Raw genomic sequence first — 22,389 nt, forward strand, 5'->3', positions numbered from 1 at the left:
TGAAATTCCCCACAATTCCCCACGATTTTCCACAAAAACTTTTAGAGAAGTTTTCAACAGAGTGTTAAATGTTGATTTACTTGAAAAAAAGAGCCCCGAGTGTCGGTATGTTCAACACTCGGGGCTCGTACAATTTAGTATCTTTTTAGTTAAGGTCTAGCGAAAATCTTTCAGGTCTTCCTGCAATTTCTGGCGTGTGAAGAAGATGCGGCTTTTTACTGTACCCAAAGGGAGGTTCAGTTTCTCCGCAATTTCTCGGTATTTGAATCCTGAAACGTGCATTGCAAACGGAACTCTGTATTCTTTAGGGAGTTTGTTGACTACCCGGTGCATCTCTTTCAGGTCGTATGCTCTCTCTGTACTTTCATAACTTGTATCTTGCGGCAAGTTCAGGTGGTATAAGTTGTCGGTTTGGTCAACAAATGTTTGATCGCGGACTACCTTGCGGTAGTTGTTGATGAATATATTGCGCATGATGGTGTACATCCATCCTTTAAAATTAGTATCAGGCATATATTTATCTTCGTTATCTAATGCTTTTAATGACGTCTCCTGCAACAAATCGTTTGCTTCTTCACGATCAGTTGTCAGTTTGTAGGCGAAGCGGAATAATTCTTCTTGTACTCCTACTAAATCTTTTCTGAAGCTTAAATTTTTCATACTGTGTTGCTTTTAAATTGTGAATATTCGTTCGTAAATTTCGATGTTGCAATTTTACGGTATTTTCAGGAATTCGATGGGGGAAAATCAGACTGAATTTGACCTGAAAATTGTCAGCTGATAGTTTTTAGGTGGTATTTGATAGTTTTTGGGTGCTATTTTTTTGTGTTATGAACTTTAATCCTGCATTTTCTACCAAATTATTGCGATTAATAAAAAAGAACCGTTAATTTTGTGCCATCATTTTTATTTGAAAAGAATGACTGATGACTCTTTATTTTTGATTGATGTCGATAAGATTCTTCGGACAAAAGCTCCGAAGCGATATAAGTACATCCCTAAGTTCGTGATTTCTTATTTGAAGAAAATTGTTCATCAGGATGAGATCAATGTATTCCTGAATGAATCGAAAGATAAAGTAGGGGTAGACTTCTTGGAGGCATGTATGGACTTTCTGGATGCGAAGGTGGATGTGAAAGGTATCGAAAACCTGCCTAAAGACGGATTGTACACCTTTGTGTCCAATCATCCGTTGGGAGGGCAGGACGGTGTCGCGCTTGGTTATGTGTTGGGGCGGCATTATGACGGGAAGGTGAAATATCTGGTGAACGACTTGTTGATGAATCTTCACGGATTAGCTCCGCTTTGCATACCTATTAATAAAACCGGCAAACAGGCAAAGGATTTCCCTAAGATGGTGGAGGCCGGATTTAAGTCCGACGATCAGCTGATCATGTTTCCTGCCGGTCTCTGTTCGCGTCGGCGTAATGGAGTGATTCGCGATCTGGAATGGAAGAAGACATTTGTAGTAAAGAGTATACAGACGGAACGTGATGTGATCCCCGTGCATTTTGGAGGTCGGAACTCCGATTTCTTTTATAATCTGGCAAATTTCTGCAAAGCATTAGGTATTAAGTTCAATATCGCCATGTTGTACCTTGCGGATGAAATGTTCAAGAACCGACACCAGACTTTTACTGTAACTTTCGGTAAGCCGATACCCTGGCAGACTTTCGATAAATCGAAAACTCCGGCACAGTGGGCGGAGTACGTGAAAGACATTGTATATAAACTGTAACTGATAGAACAACTATAACAAGAAATATGGAAGAGATTATTAAACCGGTAAGCAAAGAGCTGCTGAAGGCGGAGTTGACGGAAGACAAACGCTTGCGAATGACGAATAAAAGTAATAATCAGATTTATATTATTACTTATCAGAATGCACCCAATGTAATGAGGGAAATCGGTCGTTTGCGTGAAATCGCTTTTCGTGCTGCCGGTGGAGGAACGGGGCTGTCGATGGATATAGATGAATATGACACTATGGAACATCCATATAAGCAGTTGATCGTATGGAATCCGGAAGCAGAAGAAATATTGGGCGGCTATCGGTATTTGCTTGGAACGGATGTGCGTTTCGATGAGAAAGGCGCTCCGATCCTGGCTACTTCTCATATGTTTCATTTCTCGGAAACTTTTATTAAAGAATATCTTCCTCAGACCATTGAACTGGGACGTTCGTTCGTTACGCTCGAATATCAGTCTACACGTGCCGGTAGCAAAGGATTGTTTGCTCTGGATAATTTGTGGGATGGGTTGGGCGCGTTAACGGTGGTCATGCCGAACGTGAAGTATTTCTTTGGAAAAGTGACCATGTATCCTAGTTATCATCGTCGGGGACGTGATATGATTCTTTATTTCCTCAAAAAGCACTTCTATGATAAAGAAGAATTGGTTACTCCAATGGAGCCTTTGAAGTCGGAGACTTCCGAAGAAGAGTTGAAGGCTTTGTTCTGTAAGGATACTTTCAAGGAGGACTATAAGATATTGAATTGTGAGATTCGCAAATTGGGATATAACATCCCGCCGTTGGTGAATGCTTATATGAGCTTGAGCCCTACGATGCGGATGTTCGGAACCGCCATCAACTATGAATTTGGCGATGTGGAAGAAACCGGAATCCTGATTGCGGTAGATGAAATATTGGAGGATAAGCGGATGAGACACATCCAGACGTTTATAGAAAGCCATCCGGATGCGATGAAAATGCCTTGTGATAATGATGAAGCATTCGCTCCGAAAGTCGTTACACCGCAGGCAGACTGTTGCCGTTAATTTTACGATAAAGATCAAGAGCGAAGACATCGGTCATACCCGATATATAGTCAAGTACCGCCTGTATTCTTTCATAGAGTGCAGGCGCTTTTATATTATACTGGCTTGAAACCCGATTGATGAGCAACTCGGAATAGGCCTTTCCGGGAGAGGTTACCGCATCTATCATCAGTTCCAGCAAGGTACTGATGACGCGGAAACCGGCTAACTCGATGTCCAGTACATCCCTTGACCGGTAGATCTTTTTCAGGGATACTTCGGCGCAGTGCTTGTATGCGTTTGCCGGACGCTCGGATATATGTTTGATAAGCGCTCCTTCAAAAGTGCCGGATAGAATCTCCGCTTCGTGCTCCAGAAATACACGGGTACATTCGCGAATCAGTAATCCGATGACGGAAGAACGCAGATAAGCGATTTGCTCATTCGTGTCGCTGACAATGAGGAAGGTTTGTCGGATGCGTTCCCGGCGTTCTTCACTGAAATAGGCCATTAACAGTTCCTTTGTCTCTTCGGTAGTGAGGATTTTCAGTTTATGCGCATCTTCAATATCCATCATTTGATAGCAGATGTCATCTGCGGCCTCTACCAAGTAGACCAATGGGTGACGTGCATATTTCAACGGATGTTCATTAAGTAAGGTTAATCCCAACTCGGTTGCTATCTTATGGAAACTTTCTTCTTCGCTGACGAAGAATCCGAATTTGGATTTTGTGCCGGCAAGACTTGATGAAAAGGGGTATTTCACAATGGAAGCCAATGTCGTGTATGTCATTGCAAATCCTCCTTTCCGCCTGCCTTCAAATTGATGGGTCAGGAGTCGGAATGCGTTTGCGTTTCCTTCAAAATGTGTCAGATCTTCCCATTCCATCGTAGAAAGTTGCTCTCCGTCCGGCTGTATTTCTTTCAAGTGGAGTCCTTTCCCTTCAGAGAAGAATGTGGATATAGCCCGCTCACCGGAATGTCCGAAGGGAGGATTGCCCAAGTCATGCGCCAGACAAGCGGCGGAGACAATAGAACCGATCTCCGGTAAAAAGGATTCTTGAAGCTCCGGTTGGCGTTGCAGGATGGCTTTGGCTACATCATTGCCTAGAGAACGGCCGACACAAGAAACTTCGAGACTGTGTGTGAGCCGGTTGTGTACAAAGACACTGCCCGGCAGGGGAAATACCTGCGTCTTATTCTGTAACCTGCGGAAAGGAGCGGAGAAGATCAGACGGTCATAGTCCCGTTGAAATTCCGAGCGGTTCTCCTGTCGTACTTCGTGGAATTCTTCCATTCCGAAGCGTTTAGCTGATATTAATTGGTTCCAATTCATGGCAAATGTGTGCATTATTTATTATTTAACTGCAAACTTAACTATTTTTCAGTTCAAAATGTGTATTTTCGCCTGTTAATATAGTAAACGTGTATTTTATGAATATTCAAGTTATCAATAAATCGAAGCATCCGCTTCCGGCTTATGCCACAGAATTATCTGCAGGAATGGATATCCGTGCTAATCTTTCCGAACCTATTATATTGGAACCGTTGCAGCGTTGTCTGGTACCTACCGGATTATATATAGCTCTTCCGAAAGGATTCGAAGCACAAATACGTCCCCGTAGCGGGCTGGCTATCAAGAAAGGAATCTCTGTTCTCAATTCTCCCGGAACGATTGATGCGGATTATCGGGGGGAGATTTGCATTGTTTTAGTTAATTTATCGTCCGAAGCGTTTGTGATTGAAGATGGAGAACGTATCGCCCAAATGGTGATAGCCAAGCACGAACAAGCCGTGTGGCAGGAAGTGGAAGTGCTTGATGAAACAGAACGTGGAGCCGGAGGCTTCGGTCATACAGGGAAAAAATGAAAAAGATAATACTATTCTTGCTGATAAATGCCTTACTGTTTCCTCTTTGCACGACTGTGCAAGGTAAAAAGAAAAAGGTGAGGAAGGAGGAGAAAACTGTTGTACTGCAACTGACGGAAGAGCAGCAACGTAAATATGACTATTTCTTTCTTGAAGCTATACGAATGAAGGAAAAGAAAGAATATGCTACGGCTTTTGGTCTGTTACAACATTGTTTGGAAATCAACCCGAACGCTTCGTCCGCCCTTTATGAAATTTCTCAATATTATATGTTTCTCCGTCAGGTACCTCAGGGACAGGCTGCTTTAGAGAAAGCGGTAGCTTATGCTCCGGACAATTATTGGTATAGTCAGGGATTAGTCAGCCTGTATCAGCAGCAGAATGAACTGGATAAGGCTGTGACTTTGCTTGAAACAATGGTTACTCGTTTTCCGGCGAAGCAAGACCCTTTGTTCAATTTGCTTGATATTTACAGCCATCAGGAGAAATATAATGATGTGATTTCCACATTGAACCGTTTGGAGAAACGTTTGGGAAAGAACGAACAGTTGTCTATGGAGAAATTCCGTATTTATCTTCAGATGAAAGATGATAAAAAAGCATTCAGGGAGATAGAAAGTCTGGTGCAGGAATATCCGATGGACATGCGCTATCAAGTGATACTGGGGGATGTATATCTGCAAAACGGAAAGAAGCAGGAAGCATACGAAGCGTACCAAAAGGTATTGGCTGTGGAACCGGATAATCCGATGGCGCTTTTCTCGATGGCTTCCTATTATGATCAGATTGGACAGAAAGAATTGTATCAGCAACAATTGGACACATTATTGCTGAATAAGAAAGTGGCGCCTGATACTAAAATTAATGTGATGCGTCAGATTATTGTGGAGAATGAGCAATCGGCCGCTAAAGACAGTACCCAAGTGATAGCCCTGTTTGATCGGATTATGAAACTGGACCAGGATGATCCGCAGATTCCCATGCTTTATGCACAGTATCTATTGTCGAAGAATATGGAACCGGAAGCAGTGCCTGTATTGGAACAGGTGGTTGATTTAGATCCCACGAATAAGGCTGCCCGCTTGATGTTGGTCAGCGCTGCCGTGAAAAAGGAAGACTACAAGCAGATTATAAAAGTCTGCGAGCCGGGCATTGAAGCTACTCCGGATGCATTGGAACTTTATTATTATCTGGCTATTGCCTATCATCAGGCAGAGCAGACAGACAGTGTGTTGAGTATTTGTAGTAGGGCATTAGAGCATATTACACCCGATACCCGAAAAGAGGTCATTTCGGATTTCTATTCAATTATGGGGGATATCTATCATACCAAAAAGCAAATGAAGGAAGCTTATGCTGCCTACGATTCAGCTTTGGTGTATAACCCTTCCAACATCGGTGCGTTGAATAATTATGCCTATTATCTGTCTGTGGAACGGCGTGATTTGGATAAAGCGGAAGAAATGAGTTATAAGACCGTAAAGGCAGAACCTAATAATTCGACTTATCTCGATACGTATGCCTGGATTCTTTTTGAGAAAGGCAACTATGCTGAGGCTCGTATTTATATTGATAATGCAATGAAGAGTGATGGAGGGAAAAGTGATGTAATAGTGGAGCATTGCGGGGATATTTATTTTATGACGGGTGATGTGGAAGGCGCACTGGGATATTGGAAGAAGGCATTGGAGATGGGTAGTGAGTCGAAAACATTGAAGCAGAAAATAGAAAAGAAGAAATTTATAGCAGAATGAAAAGGATAGTTTATCTATTGTTGGTTGTGGTTGTGTTGGCTGGTTGTAAGAGTTCGAAGCGCCTGGTGACTTCGGAGACAAAGGCACCTGTATCCAGTTATCTGGCTTCCAAGCTCCAACTGACTATTCCCGATAAAAAAGGAGGAAGCCTGTCGGTAGGAGGAACCATGAGGATGAAAACTCATGAGCGGGTGCAAATCTCTTTGCTGATGCCTATTCTGCGTACAGAGGTAGCACGTATCGAAGTGACTCCTGAGGAGGTATTGTTAGTGGACAGGATGAACAGAAGATTTGTTCGTGCAAGTAAAGAAGAACTGAAGGGTATATTACCCAAGAATGCGGAGTTCTCTCGTTTGGAGAAGATACTGACAGATGCGTCTTTACCCGGTGGAAAGACAGAACTGACAGGAAAGGATATAGGAATTTCTTCGTTGGAAAAAGTAAAGGTGCAACTTTATGAGTTCTCTACGAAAGAGTTTTCAATGACTCCGACTGAGTTGAGTTCTAAGTACAGGCAGGTTCCTTTGGAAGAATTAATAAAAATGTTGGTAGCTTTGTTATGATGAAACGTTTTTTTGTTATTCTTATCGGTTGCCTTTGGCTGGCAGTTCCGCTTTTCGCTCAATCGAACAAACTGATTCGTGAGTTGGAGAGCAAACGTGGTGCGCTGCAAAAACAGATTGCCGAGTCGGAAACGATATTGAAGAATACAAAGAAAGATGTAGGTAGTCAGTTGAATAGTCTGGCGACATTGACCGGGCAGATTGAAGAGAGGAAACGTTATATCATGGCTATTAACAATGATGTAGAGGCTATCGAGCGTGAGCTGGCTTCTCTTCAACGGCAATTGAGGAGCTTGGAAAAAGATTTGAAAGATAAGAAAAAGAAATATGAAGCTTCTGTCCAGTACCTGTATAAGAATAAATCGATAGAGGAAAAACTGATGTTTATTTTTTCTGCCAAGAACTTGGGGCAAACTTATCGCCGTATGCGTTATGTTCGCGAATATGCTACCTATCAGCGTTTGCAAGGAGAAGAAATCCTGAAAAAACAGGAACAGATACGTAAAAAGAAGGCGGAACGGCAGCAGGTAAAGGCTGCCAAAGAGAATTTGCTGAAAGAACGTGAAGGTGAAAAAGTGAAGTTGGAAGCACAGGAGAAAGAAAAAAGGATTTTGGTTGCCAATCTGCAAAAGAAACAAAGAGGATTGCAGAATGAGATTAATAAGAAACGGAGAGAGGCTAATCAACTGAATGCCCGTATTGACAAGCTGATTGCGGAAGAGATTGAACGTGCCCGTAAGCGTGCACAGGAGGAAGCCCGTCGTGAGGAGGCGGCTCGCAGGAAGGCGCAAGGCAAGGAAGGACAATCGGCTGGAACCGGAGCGAAAACGAAGTCGAAGCCTTTGGAGGTGTATACAATGAGTAAGGCGGATCGGGAGCTATCCGGCAATTTTGCCGCCAATCGTGGAAAGCTTCCTATGCCCATATCCGGTGCTTATATCATCACCAGCCATTATGGGCAATATGCGGTAGAGGGACTACGCAATGTGAAACTTGATAATAAAGGAATAGATATACAAGGAAAGCCGGGTGCTCAGGCACGTGCCATCTTTGACGGAAAAGTGGCAGCCGTATTCCAACTGAACGGATTATTTAATGTTCTTATCCGGCATGGGAATTATATTTCTGTTTATTGTAATCTGTCTTCCGCTTCTGTGAAGTCCGGTGATACAGTGAAAACTAAACAGCACATCGGAGAGGTCTTTTCGGATGGAACGGATAATGGACGGACGGTGTTGCATTTCCAACTGCGTCGTGAAAAGGAGAAACTGAATCCGGAGCCTTGGCTCAATCGATAAAGTGATAGTTGAAGATACTAAGAGTATAACGAGCGGACTTCTGTATTAAAGCAGAAGTCCGTCTAATAATTCCAGATATAGTCCGATAGCTTCTTCTATCTCTTTCAGCATAATATATTCTTCTGCCGTATGTGAACGTGAAGAACGTCCCGGTCCTATTTTTACCGATGGAAAAAACATTAATGCCTGGTCGGATAGAGTAGGGGAACCGAAAGGAATACGTCCCATTTTTATTGCTTTTTGGACAAACGGATGTTTCTCGTCGATCCGTGAGGAGTTGAGACGGAACGAGCGGGCTTTGGCTTCGCAAGAGATATGTTTCTTGATTTCAGCAAATAAATCTTCATTCGAGTAAAGCTCGTTGCTACGGATATCAACAACGAAAGTGCACTTATCGGGAACTACGTTGTGTTGAGTACCTGCATTAATTACAGTTACACTCATTTTTACCGGTCCTAGTAACTGCGATTCTTTATCAAAGCGATAGTCGCGGAACCAGGCAATATCATTCAAGACCTTATAAATGGCATTGTCTCCTTCGTTGCGTGCGGCGTGTCCTGCCTTGCCTGTGGCGGTAACGTCCAATACCATAAGCCCTTTTTCGGCAATGGCAGGTTGCATCTCCGTCGGTTCGCCTACGATGGCGAATGAAATGGGGGGGAGTCCAGGTAATACACTTTCAATTCCGTCTTTGCCCGATACTTCTTCTTCACAGGAAGCAAGATAAATCAAATTATATCTCTGTGAAGTACGACATAGTTGCAGAAACACCTGTAATAGAGATACAACACTTGCGCCTGCATCGTTGCTTCCCAGTCCATACAATTTTCCGTTCTCTTCACGTGGCGTAAACGGGTCTTTCCGCCAGCCGTTGACAGGTTTGACGGTATCTATGTGGGAATTGAGCAGTATAGTCGGCTTCTTCAGGTCAAACATGGGGCTAAAGCACCACACATTATTACCCTTGCGCCCGGTCTGCATACCTTCCATTTCAATATAATTTTGCAGGAAGTCTGCGGCTTGAGTCTCTTCCCGGCTAAGAGAAGGGATACTGATTAATGATTTAAGAAGGCTTGTAGCCTCTGCTGTCATAGTCGGAATATCATATTTCATACTGCAAATATTTTGTCTATTACTTAATATTTGCACAAAGATAGTCGTTTTGCGCAATTGTTTCAAATAAAACTAATACCTTTGTACCATATTTACTAATACAAAGAGTATGACTTATCATCATTTATCTGTCTTAGTCCATCGTCAGGCTGAAAAGTATGGCGACAAGGTAGCCTTAAGGTACCGTGACTATGAGACAGCTCAATGGATTCCGATCACCTGGAATCAATTCTCCGGAACTGTGAGGCAGGCTGCCAATGCGCTCGTTGCGTTGGGAGTGGGAGAACAAGAGAATATCGGTATCTTTTCGCAAAACAAGCCTGAATGGTTTTATGTAGATTTTGGTGCATTCGCCAATCGTGCTGTGACCATTCCATTTTATGCGACCAGTTCACCGGCACAAGCACAATACATTATCAACGACGCACAAATACGCTATCTTTTTGTAGGTGAGCAATTTCAATACGACGCTGCATTCAGTATCTTTGGCTTTTGCACCTCACTGCAACAACTGATTATCTTTGACCGTTCGGTAGTAAAAGACCCCCGTGATGTGTCGTCCATCTATTTTGATGAGTTTATGGCGATGGGAGAAGGACTTCCGCACAATGATGTGGTGGAAGAGCGTACGGGACGTGCTTCTTATGACGATTTGGCTAATATTCTTTATACGTCCGGAACGACAGGTGAACCGAAGGGAGTCATGCTTCATCATTCTTGTTATTTGGAACAGTTTCGCACTCATGACGACCGCCTGACTACGATGTCGGATAAGGATGTTTCTATGAACTTCCTTCCATTGACGCATGTATTTGAAAAGGCTTGGTGCTATCTCTGTATCCATAAAGGGGTACAGATCTGTATCAATCTCCGTCCGGCGGATATACAGACAACCATTAAGGAAATTCGTCCGACATTGATGTGCAGCGTTCCTCGTTTCTGGGAAAAAGTGTATGCCGGAGTACAAGAGAAGATCAATGAGACCACAGGAATGAAGAAAGCATTGATGTTGGATGCTATCCGGGTTGGTAAGATTCACAATCTTGATTATCTGCGGAAAGGAAAGACGCCTCCTGTGATGAACCAATTGAAATATAAGTTCTACGAAAAGACCATTTATTCTTTACTGAAGAAGACCATCGGTATTGAAAACGGGAATTTCTTTCCGACTGCCGGTGCTGCCGTACCCGATGAAATCAATGAATTTGTCCATTCGGTAGGCATTAATATGGTTGTCGGTTATGGACTGACAGAGTCTACGGCTACTGTGTCTTGCACATTGCCGGTGGGATATGATATTGGTTCGGTAGGTGTTGTATTGCCGGGAGTTGAAGTGAAGATCGGTGAGGATAATGAAATTCTTCTTCGAGGTAAAACCATTACAAAAGGATATTATAAGAAAGCGGAAGCTACGGCTGCTGCTATTGATTCGGACGGATGGTTTCATACGGGCGATGCAGGCTATTTTAAGAATGGGCAGTTGTTCCTGACAGAGCGTATTAAAGACCTATTCAAAACTTCGAATGGAAAATATATCGCTCCGCAGGCTTTGGAAACAAAGTTGGTTATCGACCGTTATATTGACCAGATTGCTATTATTGCCGATCAGCGTAAGTTCGTTTCTGCTTTGATTGTTCCCGTATATGGATATGTGAAAGAGTATGCGAAGGAAAAAGGTATTGAGTATAAGGATATGAGTGAATTGTTGCAACATCCAAAGATTGTAGGGCTGTTCCGTGCGCGGATAGAAACCTTGCAACAACAGTTTGCGCATTATGAGCAAATCAAACGTTTCACCTTGCTTCCCGAACCATTTAGTATGGAGCGTGGAGAGCTTACCAATACATTGAAACTGAAACGTTCAGTCGTTTCTGAAAATTATAAAGACCTGATTGAGAAGATGTACGAGGAGAGTTGAGAGCCAGGCTTGAGATTCGATGTGAGATAAGTGTACGATTATAATTTATAACTTTTAATTTCTAATTTAAGAAGATGATTACTATTGAACAACTTAAAGACGTGAAAGAGCGCACGGATGCGCTGAGGAGGTATCTTTGACGTCGACGGGAAGAAAATTCAAGTTGAAGAAGAACAGTTAAGAACGCAGGCTCCGGGATTTTGGGATGACCAGAAGAAAGCTGAAGCCCAAATGAAGTTGGTGAAAGACCTGCAAAAGTGGATTGACGGCTATAATGAGGTCAAAACGCTGGCAGATGAACTTGAGCTGGCATTTGATTTCTATAAAGAGGAACTGGTAACAGAGGAAGATGTGGATACTGCTTATGCGAAAGCGCGTGAGGCGGTAGAAGCGCTTGAACTCAAGAATATGCTTCGTGATGAGGCCGACCAAATGGATTGTGTGTTGAAGATCAATTCCGGTGCCGGTGGTACGGAGAGTCAGGATTGGGCTTCTATGTTGATGCGTATGTATTTGCGTTATGCTGAGACAAATGGCTATAAGGCTACTATTGCCAACCTTCAGGAAGGTGATGAGGCCGGAATCAAAACCTGTACGATCAATATTGAAGGGGATTTTGCCTACGGTTATCTGAAAGGAGAAAATGGGGTGCACCGTCTGGTACGTGTCTCTCCTTACAATGCACAGGGTAAACGTATGACATCTTTTGCTTCTGTCTTTGTCACCCCGTTGGTAGACGACAGTATTGAGGTGAATATTGAGACGGCACGTATCTCTTGGGATACTTTCCGAAGCGGTGGCGCCGGCGGTCAGAATGTGAACAAGGTAGAATCCGGTGTCCGTTTGCGTTATCAATACAAAGATCCTTATACCGGTGAGGAAGAGGAGATTCTGATTGAAAATACGGAAACCCGCGACCAGCCTAAGAACCGTGAAAATGCAATGCGCCAGTTGCGTTCTATCTTATATGATAAAGAGTTGCAGCACCGTATGGCAGAACAGGCGAAGGTGGAAGCGGGAAAGAAGAAGATCGAATGGGGCTCGCAGATCCGAAGTTATGTTTTTGACGACCGCCGTGTGAAAGATCATCGTACCAACTATCAGACTTCGGATGTGAACGGAGTGATGGATGGTAAGATAGAGGATTTTATTAAGGCTTATCTGATGGAATTCTCTTCACAGGAATCATAAAATACAAAATTAGCAACTGTTATTTTTGGAAAGTTAAAAGATTTGTCCTTACTTTGTTAGCGTTGAACTTTAAAGCTAACTATTATGGGCAAGGGTAAGAAAAAAGTAGCGATTAGTAAGAAGGAAGAAGAGCAGGCCCAGAAGGTTGTCAAAATAGTGTTTGTCTCATTAATTATTTTGGCACTGATTATGCTGATTGCCTTTTCCTTTTTCGGCTGATAATCTCACCACAGGTTTGTGTAATCTGTGGTGAGTTTTTTGTAATACTACTGTAACCGGATTGTCATTCTTGTGTATCCTTGCAGTTGTACTTTTGCTGCGGATTAAGTAGCAAACAACTGAAATGAGTAGAATTACAACAACAGTCGTAACATTATTGTTGGCGGCAACAGCTTTCGGACAGGCTAAAGAAGACGCCGGAGATGGCAAAAAATTAGATAAGCAGACGATGGAATGGAAAGACTATTTGCCCGAGATTCACGGAACGATTCGGGGAAAATACGAATTCCAGACAGAAACAGAGGAAAGTCGTTTTGAAGTACGTAACGCGCGCTTTAGTGTTTCGGGAAATGTGCATCCTTTGGTTGCTTATAAAGCGGAAATCGACCTTTCTGACGAGGGCTCTATTAAAATGCTGGATGCGTATGCACGTGTCTTTCCGATGAAAGATCTTAATTTCACGATTGGGCAAATGCGGGTACCTTTTACGATTGATGCTCATCGTTCTCCTCACCAACAGTATTTTGCCAATCGTTCATTCATAGCCAAGCAAGTAGGAAATGTCCGTGATGTCGGGTTCACTACTGCTTATAAACATACGAGTGGCTTCCCGTTTATTCTTGAGGCCGGATTATTTAACGGTTCGGGGCTTACCAATCAGAAAGAATGGCATAAAACATTGAACTACTCGGTTAAAGCTCAGTTATTGCCCGGCAAAAATTGGAATATAACACTCAGCACCCAGATGATAAAGCCGGAATCCGTACGGATTAATATGTATGATGCCGGTATTTACTATCAAAATAATCGTTTTCATATTGAAGCGGAATATCTATATAAAATGTACGGGCATGAGACGTTTAAAGATGTGCACGCTGTGAATAGCTTTGTCAATTACGACTTGCCTTTGAAGAAAGTATTCAATAAAATTTCTTTTCTTGCACGTTATGACATGATGACGGATCATAGTGACGGCAAAATAGATAAGACGACAAATGCCTTGGTTATAAACGATTATGCACGCCATCGTGTCACGGGTGGGATCACACTTAGCCTTTCAAAAGCTTTCATTGCCGACCTTCGTTTGAACTTCGAAAAGTATTTCTATAAAAAAACGGTATCCCGAAAGAATCGGAGCAGGATAAAATCGTAATTGAATTTATGACAAGGTTCTGATTTTTATGATTACTTTTGTGGCATGGCACAAGAAATAGAACGTAAATTTTTAGTTATCGGAGAGTATAAGTCGTTGGCATTTGCGAAAAGTCGTATTGTGCAGGGATATATCAGCAGTGCTCGTGGAAGGACTGTCCGGATACGTATCCGGGATGATAAGGGATACCTGACTATCAAGGGGGCTTCCAACGCTTCCGGTACAAGCCGTTATGAATGGGAAAAGGAACTGTCTTTGCCGGAGGCGGAAGAACTGATGAAATTGTGTGAACCGGGAATTATTGACAAGACCCGTTATCTGGTTCGTAGCGGCAGGCATATATTTGAAGTTGACGAGTTTTATGGTGAGAATGAGGGGCTTGTGGTGGCGGAAGTCGAGCTGGCTTCTGAAGATGAGGCCTTTGTGAAGCCGGACTTTATCGGTGAAGAAGTGACGGGCGATATACGTTATTACAATTCCCAACTAATGAAAAAACCGTATAAGATGTGGTGAACGTTAACAAATAAACCGTATATTTGTTCTTATAATAAAAAGGGTAGTATATGGAACAGTTATATGGTTATGTGCCACGAGAATTGGTTACCTTTATTCTGGTGACCTTATTCTCTTTGTTAATCGGACTCTCACAGCGCCGTATCAGTCTGAAGCGTGAAGGGGAGACAACTCTTTTCGGTACTGACCGTACATTTACTTTCATCGGTATATTAGGCTATCTTCTTTATATATTGGACCCTACGGGGATGCGTTTGTTTATGGGAGGAGGCGCTGTTTTGGGACTGTTGCTGGGACTGAACTATTATGTGAAGCAGGCTCAATTTCATGTTTTTGGCGTGACGACTATTATTATCGCCTTAATCACCTATTGTCTGGCTCCCATTGTGTCCACCCAACCTTCCTGGTTTTATGTCATGGTGATTGTGACGGTACTTCTGCTTACAGAACTAAAGCATACCTTTACGGAATTTGCCCAGCGGATGAAAAATGATGAAATGATTACGTTGGCAAAGTTTTTGGCTATTAGTGGTATTATATTACCTATGCTTCCACATAAAAACCTGATTCTGGATATAAATCTGACTCCTTATTCTATTTGGTTGGCAACAGTGGTCGTCTCAGGTATTTCCTACCTCTCTTATTTGCTGAAGCGGTATGTGTTTCATGAATCCGGTACTTTGGTGTCCGGTATTATAGGTGGGTTGTATAGTAGTACAGCCACTATTTCGGTACTTGCACGTAAAAGTCGGAAAGCTTCGGAGCAAGAGGCTACGGAGTACGTCGCAGCCATGTTATTGGCGGTCAGTATGATGTTTTTGCGTTTTATGATACTGATACTTATTTTTAGCAGGGAAATCTTTCTTTCTATTTATCCGTACCTGTTGATAATGTCAGTGGTATCCGCGATAGTAGGTTGGTTTGTTCATTCACGGCAGAAACTTCCTAAAGATACTTCTGTCGAGTCGGAAGAGGATGATAGCAGCAATCCATTGGAATTTAAGGTTGCGTTGATCTTTGCTGTATTATTTGTCGTATTTACGGTTTTGACACATTATACTTTGGTTTACGCCGGTACAAGCGGATTGAATTTGCTCTCTTTTGTATCCGGTTTCAGCGATATAACCCCTTTTATTTTGAACTTATTGCAAAATACGGGGAGCGTTGCCGTACTGATTATTACAGCTTGCAGTATGCAGGCGATTGTAAGTAATATATTGGTGAATATGTTTTATGCCTTATTTTTTGCCGGGAAAAGAAGTAAACTTCGTCCTTGGATTTTGGGAGGCTTCGGAGCAGTGATTGTCTGCAACCTTGTTTTACTATTATTCTTTTATCTTTAAAAAAGTCTCCTTTTTTCTATTTGTCATACAAACATCTTCTTTTTCGTTTACTTTCTGCTAATGAAAAGATTGAAAAACTTCTTTTTTCTTTTTTCTTTTTTCTTTTTGTGTTTTATTAAAAGTTTGTTTTATATTTGTTATCTTGCGATATTTAATTTACTTTTGCTGCTGATTAGCATTGTATTAGGGAACAATGTAGAACAAATAAGCAAAAACAAACGCGTAAGACGCAGGTTATGGGAAATGAGGGCGAAGGGCATAGTGCTTTCCTTGTACAAGGAAAGCCGGTGTCGTTTATATGTAAGCACAAAAAGATTTGGCATATTTCTAGAATAAAACTACTATTTTGTGTGTTGTTTTTATTCTTTTCCTTTTTAGGGGTAGAATGCTATGCTCAATCTTCTATGCGTAAGAAGGCAGTGGAAAATAAGGATTCCATCATGCCTTTTAAGTCTCGATGGGCATTTAAAACAAATGCTGTCGAGTGGCTTGTATTGTTACCTAATGTTACTGCCGAATTCGATTTGTTCGGTTCTCCTTATAAACACTACACATTAAGTCTCGGTATCAAAGGCAACTGGAACACTTCTCAAAATTATAAACCTAGCATTGTATATAATCTGGTTGATGCCCGTATGGAGTTCCGGAAATATTTCCGTACTACTCAACGTAACTTCCATCATCTGGATTCTGCTTCTTTCTTTCAACGGATGAAAGAGGAAGTGTTCACTATTAAACGTTTCCATCCTCGTTATTGGCGTGCCTATTATTGGGGGGTGTATGCTGACGTTGCTAATTATAATTTTAAATTTGGTTCGACAGGAATGCAAGGTTCTGCTTACGGTTTGGGTGTATCCGGTGGATTCAGTATTCCTTTATATGGTTATCGCCAGAACTTCATTGATTTGGAGTTAGGTGCCAGTGTCGGATTTGTATATACTAAATATGATGCGTATAAGCATGATGCTGAAAGTAATTGTTATCCTCGCTTACCTGAAAAAAGTAAGGGAGGTCATTTAGTTCCTTTCCCGGTTGTCAGTGATTTGCGGGTAGCTTTTGTTTATCGTTTCTCTACTTCTGTCAAGAACAAGTATAAACTAATTGATTATGATAAGATAAATGCGCGTGCGGAAGCTAAGCGTCAAAAGCAATTGAGGCGTGATTCTATTAGTGAAGCACGGGATAGGGCGAAACATCTGAAAGAGTTGCAGAAAGACTCTATACGATTGGCAAAAGAAGCTTTGGATCATATAAAGGACTCACTTAAGAGACAAGATAAGTTGATGAAAGATTCTTTGGAACAAGTGAAAAAGTTGGAGAAGAAAAATTCAAAGGAAGAGAAGAAGCAAGCTGGGAAAGTAGTGGAAACACCTGATATACAACAATCAACGGAGGAACAGCAACCTGCTCAGGAGAAACAGCCTGCTGAGTCTGACTCGCCTGAACCGCAGGGCGTCGAACCACAATCTTTGAAAGATCAGGAAATCGTGCCACTAACGACTAATGAGGGAGGTGAAGCGTAATGAAAGTGACTGTTATATATCAAATTCTATTGGCTTCCTTGCTTTTGGTCGGTTGTACAAAGGTAGATCTGTGTGATGAAACTACACATCCGCACGTGGTGGACGGGTTCTCGGTTACATATAATTGGAATGAACTGGGCTTATCTGCCAATGAAACGCCTGAGAAACTATATTTTGTAGCTACTCGTATCCTGAATACACGGCATATAGTTTATCAGACAGATAAAGATGGAAACTTTAAAGTGGAGAAGAGCAAAGAAGAAACGGCAATAACTCCTGATGACGGAAATACTGAAACTTCGGGTGATGGCTCAACCACTCGCGACAATACCGACATCACGACTCCCGATGACCAGTCCGAACCTCAGAGTGAGTATCAGCCTGATATCAAGCTTCCTGGAGGTGAATATGTGATGATGGCTTTTACTGATCCGGCATATCCGATGGTGAAGAAAGAGAAGAAGGATGAGGACGGGAATGTTGTAAAAGACATGAATGATAATATCGTCATGGAGGAAGTGAAAGATACGAGAGTTGAATTGCATAATTTGGATGAATTCAAGGAAAACGATGCTGTTCACATGAAAGAAGTAAAAATGCGTCATCATGCATTAGAGAGTGTTACGGATATTGTTCATGATACATGGAAGGATTTGAATCCCGGCATTGAACATGTATGGGAGGCAGGTCGTAGATTAATCATTTCCCGTTGTGATTATCTGGAACTGAATGCGGGGAATAATTATGAACAACCATTCAATTTCACCTCTTTAACTCAGCATATTGATATTAACTTTTACCTGGACTTGGTAGAGGATGGAGAGGGTGAAGATAAACAACAGCTGAAACCGGAAGATATCAAATATATTTTTGTCGAAATGTCTGGAATTGTACCGGAAATTTCTCTTTCTACCGGATTGTTGAATACTTCATCTTTGAAAAGGGTGATTGTGAAAGTGCCTGTTCCTACTACTGGAGAAACTATAACGGAAGAAAGTGGCAAGAAATGCACCACCTTGAAATGTACTGCCTCTATGGATGTGTTCGGTTTAGTCGGTGGTATGGATAATTATGCGATTATGGGACCGGGAGTTTGCTGTCTGGCTCTTTCAGTGAAGACCGGAACAAAAGAATTTATTTCTAACGGTATAGCCAATCTTTCCAGAAAGATCAAGGAATTAGGCTTGACCGAAGAAACCGGACAGGTGAATGAGCGAAGGAGACTGAAAGATAGCGGTGAATTGACTATTGATGTCCATTTACGTATCACTCCTTCCGGTGCACAAGGTGGAGCAGGTAGTGATGGAGTAATAGGCTGGGACGATGTAACGAATGAGATTCATGTGGATATATAAAAGTATGATGGAAAGAGGTCAAACATATATAGGCGTAAGACAGGTCTTGTGGGTAGGACTTTGTATGTTGCTGCTGTGCGGTTGTTCCAGAGGTACGTATGTGGGCGAGTTACCGGAAGATGACGATGCACCTTTGACGGAGAATATTCCTATCGTTTTAGGTTTTGGTGTATCGAGCTTTGATATATTGACGCGTGGAAGTGGAGCTGTCGAGAGTGGAACAAATTTAGAATTTTGGAAGAATGCGAAGTTCTACGTTTATGCATTTAATAAGAATGTAGAAACCGATTTGTCTGTTCGTTGGAGTGAGGCAAATGAAGACATTTGTTTATTGGATGCAAACAGACTTTCGGAAGATGGGGGACAATCCTCCAGCCATGGGAAAGAGGTTCGGGTAAAGGTTGATAATTCGAACTTAATGCCATTCTTTCCTGATGATAAAACAGGCTCACAGGATATTTACTATAATATGAAGCATACGGATTGGCCGTATAACTTCTTTGCTTATTATCTGGATGATTTGGATTTAACACAACTTCAATGCGTTCGGGAGAAGAATCGTATTTATTATGATGTAGAGTTGGATGGGCGTAGGGATTTTATGTCTTCTGTGGCCAATCCCAAATTGCAGGAAGATAAATATGCAAATAATCCCTATAAACAAAAAATCATGGACCGTGCATATAGCGCCTATTCTGCTAGTCATGGTTTGAATCCAGTGTTTAGTTTTCAGCACCATTTGGTACGTCTGCGATTTGTAATCTGCCGTCCGGAGGAGGGTGGAAGTGTACCTTCTATCAATGAAAGTTTGGTTGTAAAAAAGGTTAGTGTAAAATCTAAAGTTCGGGGACGTTTTACCGTTGCTGTCAATGATATAGATGCGGATGATGCAGGAAAAACTCATGTAGGGCTATCTTTTAATAGAGAAGACTACGCGTCGGAGGAGGCTTATGCGAATAGTGAAGACTATCTGTACTTGTTGAAAAAGAATGGTGAGGAGATAGGGAGTGACGGATGGTGTCGGGTAATTGACTGCAAGAAGTATTCAGAGTTAAGTGCGGAAGATAAAAAGAAGCCTTCTTTTTTAGGAAAAGAAGATGAGAATGATAATAGCGGTGCCAGCTTGTTATTAGCGCCTGCTACTACTTATTCGGCACGTATCTTTTTGGATGAAGATAAGTCGAGTGACCCAGGACATGGATTTGTAGATGTTGATTTGGAGCCTGGTGGAGGAGCTGGTTTTGTAGCAGGTGGTGCGTATGTAATCTATTTAACAATTAATAGTTTATCTGATATTAAACCTAATGTTGAAATCGGTGAATGGACACCGGGTGGAGAAACTATATTAGATCCGGATGGGGAATTTGAAGATAAATAAAATGTGAAATTCAAATATATTTATTAATTTAAATTGTATTATTTATGAAACGATTTCTTCTTTATGCAATGATGACAGCCGGAGTGTTGGCGTCTTGTTCACAGGGTGAGAATGATGGTTTACCTCAAGATGATTCTGTAAATGGAGGTACTGATGCAGCTCCTATTCTATTGTCGGCTGTGGCTCCTTCAGCTTCTGTTGAGGCTTCGACAAGAAGTGCAGGTACTGTTGGTGGGAAAGGTGACGCTAATGTTTGGAGTGGTCAAAGATTGCATATTTTTGCATTCCAAAAAGACGCAACTACTGGTGAAACTTATGGTGATAAAATTACAGGTGATAAGACTTTCTTTGATAAGATTGGTATTGCTGCCAGTGACAATGAAACCGTAGTTAAATGGGAAAATGATCAGACTTTATATTTCCCTCGTAGTGGTGCTTATGATTTCTTTGGTTACTATGCAGATGATGCATTGGGAGCAAATCCAACTTATGAAACAGGAACAAATACATTATATGCAAACTTTACAATTGATGGCTCTCAGGATCTTATGATTGCTAAAGCAAAATTGTCAACAGAACAGGAGGCTGCACTTGGCGATGACAAGTATAAAGCATATAGTGCATATACTGCTCGTAAAGGATATCAACCAGCAATGACATTTGAACACTTATTGACTCGTTTAACTTTTAATATACAGGGTATGGGCGATCAAGGTCCGGAAAATGTATATGTAAAGAGTATTCGTGTTAAATCAAGAAATACAGGTAAATTGGTTTTTGCTTATGTAACAGATACTGATAAGGGGGCTGTTTTTGACCAATTTACACCGGAGACTCTCCCTTTCTTATATCTGAAAGAGAGAAATATGCAAGGTGTTATGCAGGCATTGGACGCAGACATTACTTTCACAGAGGCTGACCTGACTGAGGATATAAAAGATTTCAAAGGTACTATCGGAAAATACCATGCGTCTGCAACTGGTGCTGCAAATGCGACTCCCGTAGGAGAAGCTTTGTTGGTTGAACCGGGTGTAACATCGTATGCCCTTGAAGTGGATGTTGTACAATATTATAATAAAAATGGTAAGATAATAACAGATTTAACTCAACGTGAAAATACTTATAAGTTGAATTTGGACATTGCTAAAGTTGCTCCTCCTAAAGGTGAACCGACTCCCACAATATTTGAAGCTTCTAAATCTTACGATGTAACTATTCAGGTACATGGCTTAACTGAGATAACTCTTACTGCTAAATTGGGCGAATGGAAAGATGGAGGAAGTATTGTGTTCGATCCTGATAATGATTTTTCAAATGATGTAAAATAAGTAATGAATATGAAAAAGAATCTTTTATATGTAATGGCAATGGCCGCTGTTTTCGCAGGCTGTTCAAGTGGTGAAGGTTTTGACGAAAAAGAAGGAAATAATACTCCAGTAGAACCGGTAGATAATAGTGAAGTCGAAATAGCTTTTGGAAAAGCAACTACGGTGAGTGCAGTGCAACAGTATAATAATACTAGAGCAGCTCTTGGGGATACCTGGAACGGTGAACAAATTGGAATTTGGGGAGTAGATCGTTCAGAAACTGCAGAATGGAACTTGGTTAGTTCTCATATATTTGGGCAAACTGATCCTGTGACTGCTACGGTTGCAAGTGGTGGAGATGTGACTTTTGATAATGGCCCTTATTACTATCCGATGAGTTCTAAAGTTAATTATAGTTTCTATTCTTGTTATCCGGTCGTTAGAACTGCTGTTGCTGCTAGGAGGTCGATTTCTTGTCCATATACAATTGATGGTAAGACTGATATTATGTGGGGAAGTGCAGTTTGTGAAGATAAGATGGTCGATGGTGTTACATACTCAGGTTATAATGCATTATATTTTCGTAAAGTGGTTGACGCACCTGTTCCTGATTTGAAATTTCAACATTGCTTGACTAGATTAAACTTTGTAGTTCAAAAAGGAATTGAAGGGGGAGGAAAACCTGTCCCTGTTGCTGTTCAAGATATAAAAGTCTTGAATGTTCCTACTGCGGCTAATTTAACAGTTGTGGGAGATGGTGCTGGAACCTTGACAGAGTCTGGTGCAACAGGTGAGTTGTCTTTGTATAATGGAGATACTCCTTCTTTTGATACGATTGTTGTTCCTGAACTTGGTCAAGAAAAAGCATTGGGAACAGTGCTGTTAATGCCTTCAAAAACAAAAGAATATGAGTTGGAAGTTACTTTGGTAGCCCTCGACGAGAATAACACTCCTACTGGAAAACCAGAAAAGGGTATTGTGAAAATTAACAGTAAAGTCGATTTCGCTCCTAATACCAAATATAAAGTCACTTTGACAGTGTATGGATTACAGATAGTCCAGGTTCATGCTACATTGGGTAAGTGGGAAACCGGAGAGGATATAACTCAAGAGGTCAATTAAACATTAAAAAAGT

The 22,389-nt window shown here is 41.6% G+C and carries 19 protein-coding genes and 1 pseudogene; 17 read left to right on the forward strand and 3 right to left on the reverse strand.

Annotation, left to right across the window (positions count from 1 at the left end):
* Positions 1–156: 156 nt before the first annotated feature.
* Positions 157–660 (reverse strand): RNA polymerase sigma factor, encoded by a 504-nt coding sequence (locus BACFIN_RS04625; RefSeq protein WP_007756541.1) that lies wholly within the window; start codon positions 658–660, stop codon positions 157–159.
* 259 nt (positions 661–919) lie between these two features.
* Here BACFIN_RS04625 and BACFIN_RS04620 point away from each other — a divergent pair, with 259 nt between their 5' ends.
* The gene (locus tag BACFIN_RS04620) at positions 920–1,738 is read left to right on the forward strand and encodes a 1-acyl-sn-glycerol-3-phosphate acyltransferase (RefSeq protein WP_007756548.1); all 819 of its coding nucleotides are present in this window, start codon (positions 920–922) and stop codon (positions 1,736–1,738) included.
* Between the two features lie 26 nt (positions 1,739–1,764).
* Complete coding sequence (locus BACFIN_RS04615; RefSeq protein ID WP_007756549.1) at positions 1,765–2,778, forward strand: GNAT family N-acetyltransferase; 1,014 nt, start codon at positions 1,765–1,767, stop codon at positions 2,776–2,778.
* On the opposite strand, the gene BACFIN_RS04610 is transcribed toward BACFIN_RS04615, so the two are convergent.
* Positions 2,750–4,093, reverse strand: a complete 1,344-nt coding sequence (locus BACFIN_RS04610; protein ID WP_032839850.1) for a deoxyguanosinetriphosphate triphosphohydrolase — start codon at positions 4,091–4,093, stop codon at positions 2,750–2,752. The genes BACFIN_RS04615 and BACFIN_RS04610 overlap by 29 nt on opposite strands.
* A 98-nt stretch (positions 4,094–4,191) precedes the next feature.
* On the opposite strand from BACFIN_RS04610, the gene dut reads away from it, so the two are divergent.
* From dut to BACFIN_RS04590, 4 genes are read left to right on the forward strand one after another with little or no spacing between them, the layout of a single operon-like run.
* Positions 4,192–4,626, forward strand: coding sequence for a dUTP diphosphatase (gene dut, locus BACFIN_RS04605; RefSeq protein ID WP_007756555.1), 435 nt, complete (start codon positions 4,192–4,194; stop codon positions 4,624–4,626).
* Positions 4,623–6,380, forward strand: a complete 1,758-nt coding sequence (locus tag BACFIN_RS04600; protein ID WP_007756557.1) for a tetratricopeptide repeat protein — start codon at positions 4,623–4,625, stop codon at positions 6,378–6,380. Before dut ends, BACFIN_RS04600 begins: the two co-directional genes overlap by 4 nt.
* Positions 6,377–6,943 (forward strand): DUF4292 domain-containing protein, encoded by a 567-nt coding sequence (locus tag BACFIN_RS04595; RefSeq protein WP_007756558.1) that lies wholly within the window; start codon positions 6,377–6,379, stop codon positions 6,941–6,943. Before BACFIN_RS04600 ends, BACFIN_RS04595 begins: the two co-directional genes overlap by 4 nt.
* Positions 6,940–8,241 (forward strand): murein hydrolase activator EnvC family protein, encoded by a 1,302-nt coding sequence (locus BACFIN_RS04590; protein ID WP_007756559.1) that lies wholly within the window; start codon positions 6,940–6,942, stop codon positions 8,239–8,241. The genes BACFIN_RS04595 and BACFIN_RS04590 overlap by 4 nt, the downstream gene beginning before the upstream one ends.
* Before the next feature lie 45 nt (positions 8,242–8,286).
* Here BACFIN_RS04590 and BACFIN_RS04585 read toward each other — a convergent pair whose 3' ends face one another.
* Positions 8,287–9,354: a M20 family metallo-hydrolase gene (locus BACFIN_RS04585; protein ID WP_007756560.1), complete on the reverse strand. Its 1,068-nt coding sequence runs from the start codon at positions 9,352–9,354 to the stop codon at positions 8,287–8,289.
* 109 nt (positions 9,355–9,463) lie between these two features.
* Here BACFIN_RS04585 and BACFIN_RS04580 point away from each other — a divergent pair, with 109 nt between their 5' ends.
* From BACFIN_RS04580 to BACFIN_RS04530, 11 genes and pseudogenes are all read left to right on the forward strand, one after another.
* Complete coding sequence (locus BACFIN_RS04580) at positions 9,464–11,272, forward strand: AMP-dependent synthetase/ligase (RefSeq protein ID WP_007756561.1); 1,809 nt, start codon at positions 9,464–9,466, stop codon at positions 11,270–11,272.
* 74 nt (positions 11,273–11,346) lie between these two features.
* Positions 11,347–12,463, forward strand: a protein-coding gene (prfB, locus tag BACFIN_RS04575) for a peptide chain release factor 2 (RefSeq protein WP_143865140.1) whose coding sequence is annotated in 2 segments (ribosomal slippage) — positions 11,347–11,409 and positions 11,411–12,463 — 1,116 coding nt in all. Because the reading frame shifts where the segments join, the coding sequence is not laid out codon by codon here.
* Positions 12,464–12,547: 84 nt separating this feature from the next.
* Complete coding sequence (locus tag BACFIN_RS23625) at positions 12,548–12,682, forward strand: hypothetical protein (protein WP_007756564.1); 135 nt, start codon at positions 12,548–12,550, stop codon at positions 12,680–12,682.
* Between the two features lie 124 nt (positions 12,683–12,806).
* Positions 12,807–13,858: pseudogene (locus BACFIN_RS20970) on the forward strand (porin).
* Between the two features lie 22 nt (positions 13,859–13,880).
* Complete coding sequence (locus BACFIN_RS04560) at positions 13,881–14,348, forward strand: CYTH domain-containing protein (RefSeq protein ID WP_007756567.1); 468 nt, start codon at positions 13,881–13,883, stop codon at positions 14,346–14,348.
* Between the two features lie 50 nt (positions 14,349–14,398).
* Positions 14,399–15,691 (forward strand): MgtC/SapB family protein, encoded by a 1,293-nt coding sequence (locus BACFIN_RS04555; protein ID WP_007756569.1) that lies wholly within the window; start codon positions 14,399–14,401, stop codon positions 15,689–15,691.
* Positions 15,692–16,095: 404 nt separating this feature from the next.
* Positions 16,096–17,214 carry a DUF3575 domain-containing protein gene (locus BACFIN_RS04550; protein ID WP_230325694.1) on the forward strand — a complete coding sequence of 373 codons (1,119 nt, stop codon included), beginning with the start codon at positions 16,096–16,098 and terminating at the stop codon, positions 17,212–17,214.
* Positions 17,214–18,569 carry a hypothetical protein gene (locus BACFIN_RS04545; protein WP_007756574.1) on the forward strand — a complete coding sequence of 452 codons (1,356 nt, stop codon included), beginning with the start codon at positions 17,214–17,216 and terminating at the stop codon, positions 18,567–18,569. The genes BACFIN_RS04550 and BACFIN_RS04545 overlap by 1 nt, the downstream gene beginning before the upstream one ends.
* Positions 18,570–18,573: 4 nt before the next feature.
* Entirely contained in the window at positions 18,574–19,947 is a 1,374-nt protein-coding gene (locus BACFIN_RS04540; protein ID WP_230325693.1) for a hypothetical protein, read from the forward strand.
* A gap of 44 nt (positions 19,948–19,991) precedes the next feature.
* Entirely contained in the window at positions 19,992–21,275 is a 1,284-nt protein-coding gene (locus BACFIN_RS04535; RefSeq protein WP_007756585.1) for a fimbrillin family protein, read from the forward strand.
* Between the two features lie 9 nt (positions 21,276–21,284).
* Positions 21,285–22,376 carry a fimbrillin family protein gene (locus tag BACFIN_RS04530; protein WP_230325695.1) on the forward strand — a complete coding sequence of 364 codons (1,092 nt, stop codon included), beginning with the start codon at positions 21,285–21,287 and terminating at the stop codon, positions 22,374–22,376.
* Positions 22,377–22,389 lie beyond the last annotated feature (13 nt).

The sequence above is a fragment of the Bacteroides finegoldii DSM 17565 genome (genome assembly GCF_000156195.1).
Classification (GTDB): Bacteria; Bacteroidota; Bacteroidia; order Bacteroidales; family Bacteroidaceae; genus Bacteroides; species Bacteroides finegoldii.

Bases quoted from the DNA above. Each gene is read 5' to 3' on its own strand.
- BACFIN_RS04625 (WP_007756541.1), bottom strand. From the start codon at position 660: ATGAAAAATTTAAGCTTCAGAAAAGATTTAGTAGGAGTACAAGAAGAA.
- BACFIN_RS04620 (WP_007756548.1), top strand. From the start codon at position 920: ATGACTGATGACTCTTTATTTTTGATTGATGTCGATAAGATTCTTCGG.
- BACFIN_RS04615 (WP_007756549.1), top strand. From the start codon at position 1,765: ATGGAAGAGATTATTAAACCGGTAAGCAAAGAGCTGCTGAAGGCGGAG.
- BACFIN_RS04610 (WP_032839850.1), bottom strand. From the start codon at position 4,093: ATGAATTGGAACCAATTAATATCAGCTAAACGCTTCGGAATGGAAGAA.
- dut (WP_007756555.1), top strand. From the start codon at position 4,192: ATGAATATTCAAGTTATCAATAAATCGAAGCATCCGCTTCCGGCTTAT.
- BACFIN_RS04600 (WP_007756557.1), top strand. From the start codon at position 4,623: ATGAAAAAGATAATACTATTCTTGCTGATAAATGCCTTACTGTTTCCT.
- BACFIN_RS04595 (WP_007756558.1), top strand. From the start codon at position 6,377: ATGAAAAGGATAGTTTATCTATTGTTGGTTGTGGTTGTGTTGGCTGGT.
- BACFIN_RS04590 (WP_007756559.1), top strand. From the start codon at position 6,940: ATGATGAAACGTTTTTTTGTTATTCTTATCGGTTGCCTTTGGCTGGCA.
- BACFIN_RS04585 (WP_007756560.1), bottom strand. From the start codon at position 9,354: ATGAAATATGATATTCCGACTATGACAGCAGAGGCTACAAGCCTTCTT.
- BACFIN_RS04580 (WP_007756561.1), top strand. From the start codon at position 9,464: ATGACTTATCATCATTTATCTGTCTTAGTCCATCGTCAGGCTGAAAAG.
- BACFIN_RS23625 (WP_007756564.1), top strand. From the start codon at position 12,548: ATGGGCAAGGGTAAGAAAAAAGTAGCGATTAGTAAGAAGGAAGAAGAG.
- BACFIN_RS04560 (WP_007756567.1), top strand. From the start codon at position 13,881: ATGGCACAAGAAATAGAACGTAAATTTTTAGTTATCGGAGAGTATAAG.
- BACFIN_RS04555 (WP_007756569.1), top strand. From the start codon at position 14,399: ATGGAACAGTTATATGGTTATGTGCCACGAGAATTGGTTACCTTTATT.
- BACFIN_RS04550 (WP_230325694.1), top strand. From the start codon at position 16,096: ATGCGTAAGAAGGCAGTGGAAAATAAGGATTCCATCATGCCTTTTAAG.
- BACFIN_RS04545 (WP_007756574.1), top strand. From the start codon at position 17,214: ATGAAAGTGACTGTTATATATCAAATTCTATTGGCTTCCTTGCTTTTG.
- BACFIN_RS04540 (WP_230325693.1), top strand. From the start codon at position 18,574: ATGATGGAAAGAGGTCAAACATATATAGGCGTAAGACAGGTCTTGTGG.
- BACFIN_RS04535 (WP_007756585.1), top strand. From the start codon at position 19,992: ATGAAACGATTTCTTCTTTATGCAATGATGACAGCCGGAGTGTTGGCG.
- BACFIN_RS04530 (WP_230325695.1), top strand. From the start codon at position 21,285: ATGAAAAAGAATCTTTTATATGTAATGGCAATGGCCGCTGTTTTCGCA.